We start from the raw sequence: 6,265 nt of genomic DNA, 5'->3' as shown, positions 1-6,265 counted from the left end.
CCGGGCCGGCCGCGCAGGGCCAGCAGCAGCGCCTCGTCCGGTGCCGAGAGCAGCCGTGGTGCCCCCGGGGCCAGCCCGGCGATCGTGCGGATGCACCCGGAGAGTTCGGCGCGGTCATCGTCCGCCCAGTCAAAGTCCGGCCCGCGGCGCAGTGCCGCGCCGACCACATGCCCGCGCAGCAGCTTCACCGCCACTGCTTCCCGGGACCGGACCGGCAACCCGGCCAGCCAGCCCCCGGACAGCAGCCGGGAGAGGTCGCGGAACTGTTCGCGCAGCGGCAGCACCGCGCCCGTGACCCGAACGCCTGCGTCCTCGCCCACCAGATAGCATGGCGCCGCAGCCGGATAGACGATCGGGTCACCGCTAAACCACAGGCGCAATCCGAACTCCAGGTCCTCGCCGGTATGCAGTCCCGGGGCCAGCCGCAGGCCGAGCCGGTCCACGGCTTCGCGCCGGATCAGCCCCAGCGGCGCTGTGCGGTAGGCGAGCCGGTCCCGGACCGGGTCCACCCTGCGGCCGCGGAGCACGCGGGCGCGCGGAGTCAGGATCCGCCCGTTCCCACGGAGGCGCAGCGGCGCGATGGCAGCTACGGCACCGCTCCTCACGGCGGCGTCGCGCCAGGCATCCACGGCGCCGGGTTCCAGCTCGTCGTCCGAGCCCATGATCGCCACCCATGGGGCCTGCGCCTGCTGCAGCCCGTAGTTGAACGGACCGGCCGGGGACGGGATCCCGTCGCGGAACTCCAGCACCCGGACAGCGTCCCCGGAGGCATTCCCGGGCAGGTCCGCGAGCGCGGCCCGGACCGGCCCGGAATCCATGTTGTGGCAGACCACGCTCGCCCGCATGGTGCCCGGCGCCCCGGCCGCGAGCACGGAGGCCACGGCCCGGCGCACGGGCCGGTCCATGGTGTGGACGGCGATGACTACCTCTACCGGCTCGCGGTGGACGGTTCCGGCCTCAACCACCGGCACGCTCCGGCCGTCGGCGGGCTTCCGGATTCGGGCCGGTGCCGTTTGGCGACACCGCGCCGCCGCCCATCTTGGGCGCCCCATCGCCGTTCCCGGGCAACGGGCCGCGCTCGGGCATCCGGCCCTCGGCCACCGCCGCCGGGTTCGGCGCCTCGTCCAAGGCGATCCGCCGCGCCAGCTTGGTGATGCGGGCCTCGAGCTGGCGGGTGCGCTGGAAGGAGGTGGCCATGTAGATCATGAAGAAGACGATCAGCGCATACAGGACCAGGTCCGTGCCGCGGCCGATGCCCAGCCGGTTCGCGAACCAGGTCAGCATTGCCGGGAAGAAGACGGACAGCGCCGCGACCACGGCGAAGAGCATCAGCAGGATGCGGCGGACTGCCGTGTGCCGGGCGTTGCCGGCCCCGCGCATGAGTGCGAGCGTGCCGATCACCACGGCGAGGAAGAGCAGGAGCTGGACGATGATGATCATGGGCTTACCTGAAGAAAAGATCCGCGAGGATGTTGACGCCGTTCAGCAGGGACTGCCCTTTCGCCTTGGAGTACTCGGTATAGATGATTTGGACCGGATGCTCCACCAGCCGGGGCTTGATTTCGCCGAGCCGGTGGATCAGTTCGGAGGCATGCGCCATCCGGTCCTGCCGCAGGTTGATCCTGGCCGCGACCGGTGCGGAGAAGGCGCGCAGGCCGTTGTGCGCATCCGTCAGCTCCAGCCCGGTGGTCAGCCGGGACTGCAGCGCGGCGGTGCGCAGCACCAGCTTCTTCAGCCAGGACACGTCGGCAGCACCGTTGAGGAACCTCGAGCCCAGCACCACTTCGGCCTCACCGGACCGGATCCGCTCGAGCATCGCCTTCGCGTCGGCCACCCGGTGCTGGCCGTCCGCGTCAAAGGTGATCAGGGCGTCCAGTTCCGGATCCTGCAGGACGTATTCGATACCGGTCTGCAGGGCCGCACCCTGTCCGAGGTTGAACGGATGCTTGACGACGACGGCGCCCGCGGCGTGCGCGGCCGCCGCCGAACCATCCGTGCTGCCGTCGTCGACGCAGACGACATTGGGAAACTCCTCCAGCAGCCCCTCGATGACGGAGCCGACGACGGTGGACTCGTTGTACATCGGCACGACAACCCAGCAACGACTCACCTGCCCAGTATTCCATATGTGCCCGGAAGCGCCCCGGCCAAGGCCGGGTCCGGGCCGCCGGGGTTCCTCAGCAGGCCGCGGTGTCCTGGTAGTGCCGTTCCAGCTCCCGGCAGCTGCCGGCCAGGCTGCGGCTTTCTTCGACGAAGCGCCGGGCCGCCCGGCGCATGCTGCGGTGATCGGCGGCGGAGAGCCGGAGCAAATCGGCCAGCGCCGCCTGCAATCCCGGATAGTCTGCCTCGGCAGCCAGCAGGCCGGAGGCGCCGTCGTCGACCATTTCCGGAATGCCGCCGCTGCGGTAGGCCAGCACCGGAGTGCCGCAGGCCTGGGCCTCGAGCAGGACCAGGCCTGCGGCCTCGCGCGCTCCCCCGGCCTCCTGGCTCGGGGCCACCAGCAGCCAGGCCCGCTGCATCAGGCCGCGGACCTGTTCCCGGTCCAGCCTGCCCAGGAACTCGATGTGCGGATGGCTGGCGGCCTGTTCCTGCACCGCGTCGCGCAGCGGGCCGTTGCCGACCACCACGAGGCGGTGGTGGGCGCGCCGCCAGACCGCCAGCGAGGCATCGATCAGGTCCCGGATGCCCTTCTGGGTATTGAGCGTGCCCACGAAGAGCACGACCGGCGCGTCCGCCCCGGACCGCTCCGGGCCGGGGACGAAATAGTCCGTATCCACGCCCTGGTAATGGACGTGGATCTTCGCCGCGTCCAGGCCCAGCTCCACCGCACGGCCGGCCAGGTAGCGGCTCACGGCCAGGATGCGCCGGCTGCGGGCGGCGGCGGCCAGCACGTTGCGGTGGTGCCATTTGGCCATCAGGGTGTCGGCCGGATTGCCCAGGGCCACCACGTCGGAACCGTGCAGCGTGGTCAGCAGCGGAGCCCCGGACTGCAGGGAAGCATTGACCGCCGGCAGGGACCAGGTGGCGAAATGCTGGTGGATCAGGTCCGGCCGGTAGCGGCGCACGGCCAGGGTCATCAGCGGCATGAAGGCGGGGATCATCAACTCGCGCTGGCGGAAGCCGAGTCCGGCCCGGGGCGCGAAGTCCGTGACCGGGATGGTCACCGAGGCGTCATTGATGTCAGCGGCAAGGGTGAACACCCGGAACTCGTGCCGGTCCTTGAGCTTCTCCGCATGGGCCGTGGCGAAATATGTCGGCGGGATGCGCAAGGTGCTCTTGGTGATCGCGATCTTCACATGACTTCCTGAACGGTAGGCTGTCCTAGCTGAGTCTTGACCGACATCCTAACGAACCCTGTACGGCGGGTAGGCTGGACAGGGCCGATGGCGCACGCCCGCGGCCGAGTACACCGGAACACGAAGGAGCAGGTTTGGCGGCACGGATCCTGTGCATCTCGTTTTCGGACATTGCGGCGGATTCGAGGGTGCTGCGCCAACTGGCCCTGCTGGCCGAGGCCGGAGAGGTCACCACGCTGGCCTACGGCAGCCGCCCGCCGGGCTCGACGACGCACCTGGAGATCGATTCGGCCCTGCCCTCGCTGCCCCAGACTCCCGGCGGGGTGCTGAAGCTCGCGCTGCGGCGGTATGCCGCCGTCGAACTCGGGGCACCGGCCATCCGGCAGGCCCTCGGCCTGGTCCGCGGCCGCCGGTTCGACCTGGTCGTGGCCAACGAGGCCCGGGCCCTGCCCCTGGCCCACGCCGTCGCCGGCGGCGCCCCGGTCTGGGGCGACATGCACGAGTGGGCCCCCGAGGAGCGGGCGCATGTGCTGCCTTGGCGGCTGCTGGTCAAGCCGTACATGTATGCCGTCTGCGCGAAGTACCTGCCGCGCACCGCGGCGGTGACCGCAGTGAATGCCTCCATTGCCGCCCTGTATGCCGAGAAGTTCGGCTGCCCGGTCCAGGTGGTCCGCAATGCCGGCCCGTTCCGGGACCTGGCGCCCTCGGACCCGGTCCCGGGACGCATCCGGCTGGCCCACAGCGGCGCGGCGGTGCCCGGACGCAACCTCGAAGGCACCATCGAGGCGGTCAAGGCACTGGATGAGCGCTTCAGCCTCGACCTGTACCTGGTCAAGGCGCGCGACGGCGGCCGCTACTGGCAGCGGCTGCGCGAGCTGGCCGCCGGGGATGCCCGGATCACCTTCCATGACGCGGTGGCCCCGGATCAGCTGCCGCGGACGCTGAACCAGTACGACGTCGGGGTGTTCAGCCTGCCGCCACAGACCACCAACCACCGGCTGATGCTGCCGAACAAGTTCTTCGACTTCGTCCAGGCGCGCCTGGCCCTGGTCTTCAGTCCGTCTCCGGAGACGGCGCGGCTGATGCGCGAACATGACCTGGGCGTGGTCACCGAGGACTTCGGCACGCCGGCGCTGGTCCGGGCGCTGTCGGCGCTGACCTCCGAGCAGGTGGAACGCTACAAGGCCAATACGCACAAGGCGGCGCGGGCACTCAGTTCGGCCGAGGACGAGGCGGTGACCCGGGCGGTGCTGGCGCGCCTGCTCGGGAGCTAGCGACGCGCTGGCAGGCCTGCCGCAGTGCCGCATGGGCCTGCCGGGCGCGCCGGACTATTGACGGAGAACGTGCAGCGGAGGCAAGTTGCCGCTGCACGCGGCCCACCGGCATCCCGCGTCAGTCAGTTGAAACCAACAAAGAAGTATCACCGGCCCACTGCGCCGCCTGCCGTTGGATATTCCCGGGCTACCTCACCAGGACCGGGGCTAAAAGGAGCGGCGAAAGAAAAAACAGTCCCGCATTTGTCGCTATCACGGCCGCTTTGGTCACTGTAGCCGGAATTGTACCGGCGGCTTTTATTGGCATTATCCCCGGTCCCGGCCCCTTCCGTCCCACGGGCGGCGGCGGAGGTAATCCCCCTGGAAGTTTCGTCCATCTCCATCTTTCGGAAAGGGCGGTCTCCGCGCGGAGCCCCATGTTTGCCAGCGGGGGTTTTGCACTAAACAACGAGATAACCATCCGGGCGCATGCCTTCGAGGCTGCCCGCACACAAACCGGCGACGTTGGAAAGTTGCACGATGTGGCCCTCACGGTTCCGCAGGAGCAGGGGATCTTTGCGCCCAACGGACGCCCAGCTAATCCCAACTAATGTGGCATAACTGCCGCAGGAACCCGGCTAAAGGAGACTTGGCACCGGGCTAGGCATTCCGGCTGCCGAACCGGCGCTGCGCCGACTCCACCGCGGCGGCGGCCCGCTCGCCCACGCGGTGCAGCGAATAGTTTTCCTCCACCCACGCGGACAGCCGGCGCCGCTCTGCCGCCGATGCCGGCTCCGCGAGCACCGCGAGCATCGCTTCCGCCACCTGGCCGGCGTCCCAGTCCACGCTGCGGCCCAGGGAGTTCTCCGCCACCAGCTTCCGCAGCGGTCCGACGCCGGCGTAGATGACCGGGGCTCCGCAGCTCAGGCTCACGAACGCTTTGGTGGCGAAGGCGAAGTCGTAGCCGCGCGCCGGGCGTACCGAGGCCAGCCCGGCTGCTGCCCCGCGCAGCACGCGCGCGATCTCGGCGCCGCCGGCCACCCCCATGAAGCGGATCCGGTCCCCGGCCGGGGCCGCCCGGCGCTGCAGCTCGGCCAGTTCCACGCCCTGCCCGTACATCAGCAGCCGCGCCTGCGGAGCGCGGTCCATGACCTTCAGGAAGGCGTCCACGAACACGCCGGCGCCTTGGATTTCGGACATTGTGCCCGCATACACGAACACCGGTCCTGCCGGGGCCGCGGGGCCGGTGAGCGAGAACGTCCCGGTGTCGATGCCGGTACCGACCTCGGCCACTTTGGCCCGCCCGCCGGTGAGTTCGCCGACGGCAGTGCTCACCCCCGCGGAGATGCTCAGCACCGCGGCGGCACGGGACAGGATCCGCTTCTCGGCCAGGCGCAGGGCGGCAACCACCAGCGGATGCACCCCGATGCCGGCGGCGGCGTTTGAGGAGACGTCGGCGGCGAAATAGATGTACGGTTTGCGGCGCAGTGCACAGGCCAGGGCCACGGCCGCGCCGGTGGTCGGCGGCGGCTCCACCACCACGGCGTCGAACCGGCGCCGGGCCAGCAGCCGGAAGATGAGCGGAATGTCGAAGCTGGCGTACTGCACGTAGCCGCGGACGGCGCCGGACCTGTCGCGCAGCACGGGCCAGCGGCTGATCCCGTCGGTGGAGCGGCGGGCGCCCGGGGCCCGGGTGGTCAGCACGACGACGTCGTG

6 protein-coding genes are annotated in these 6,265 nt (G+C 70.3%); 1 reads left to right on the top strand and 5 read right to left on the bottom strand.

The features are described 5' to 3' along the window. From ACFQ36_RS19835 to ACFQ36_RS19820, 4 genes are all read right to left on the bottom strand, one after another. On the bottom strand, positions 1 to 965 hold a 965-nt coding region (locus ACFQ36_RS19835; RefSeq protein WP_377016780.1), incomplete at its 3' end, for a glycosyltransferase family 2 protein. Next, on the bottom strand, positions 958 to 1,440 hold the full coding sequence (locus tag ACFQ36_RS19830) for a DUF2304 domain-containing protein (RefSeq protein ID WP_377016778.1): 483 nt from the start codon (positions 1,438 to 1,440) through the stop codon (positions 958 to 960). The genes ACFQ36_RS19835 and ACFQ36_RS19830, both read right to left, overlap by 8 nt. A 4-nt stretch (positions 1,441 to 1,444) precedes the next feature. Further along, complete coding sequence (locus ACFQ36_RS19825; RefSeq protein ID WP_377016776.1) at positions 1,445 to 2,110, bottom strand: glycosyltransferase family 2 protein; 666 nt, start codon at positions 2,108 to 2,110, stop codon at positions 1,445 to 1,447. Positions 2,111 to 2,177: 67 nt separating this feature from the next. After that, positions 2,178 to 3,296: a glycosyltransferase gene (locus tag ACFQ36_RS19820; RefSeq protein WP_377016774.1), complete on the bottom strand. Its 1,119-nt coding sequence runs from the start codon at positions 3,294 to 3,296 to the stop codon at positions 2,178 to 2,180. Between the two features lie 134 nt (positions 3,297 to 3,430). On the opposite strand from ACFQ36_RS19820, the gene ACFQ36_RS19815 reads away from it, so the two are divergent. Further along, a complete protein-coding gene (locus ACFQ36_RS19815) occupies positions 3,431 to 4,570 on the top strand; it encodes a glycosyltransferase (RefSeq protein ID WP_377016772.1) in 1,140 nt (379 codons plus the stop codon). Positions 4,571 to 5,209: 639 nt separating this feature from the next. Here ACFQ36_RS19815 and ACFQ36_RS19810 read toward each other — a convergent pair. Then, positions 5,210 to 6,265 (bottom strand): glycosyltransferase (locus ACFQ36_RS19810; RefSeq protein ID WP_377016770.1); only part of this gene is annotated, 1,056 nt, incomplete at its 5' end.

Source organism: Arthrobacter sp. GCM10027362 (assembly GCF_042679445.1).
Classification (GTDB): Bacteria; Actinomycetota; Actinomycetes; order Actinomycetales; family Micrococcaceae; genus Crystallibacter.
The sequence above is the reverse complement of the archived record's forward strand: the minus strand, read 5'-3'. Positions and strand labels throughout refer to the sequence as shown.

Bases quoted from the DNA above. Each gene is read 5' to 3' on its own strand.
- ACFQ36_RS19830 (WP_377016778.1), bottom strand. From the start codon at position 1,440: ATGATCATCATCGTCCAGCTCCTGCTCTTCCTCGCCGTGGTGATCGGC.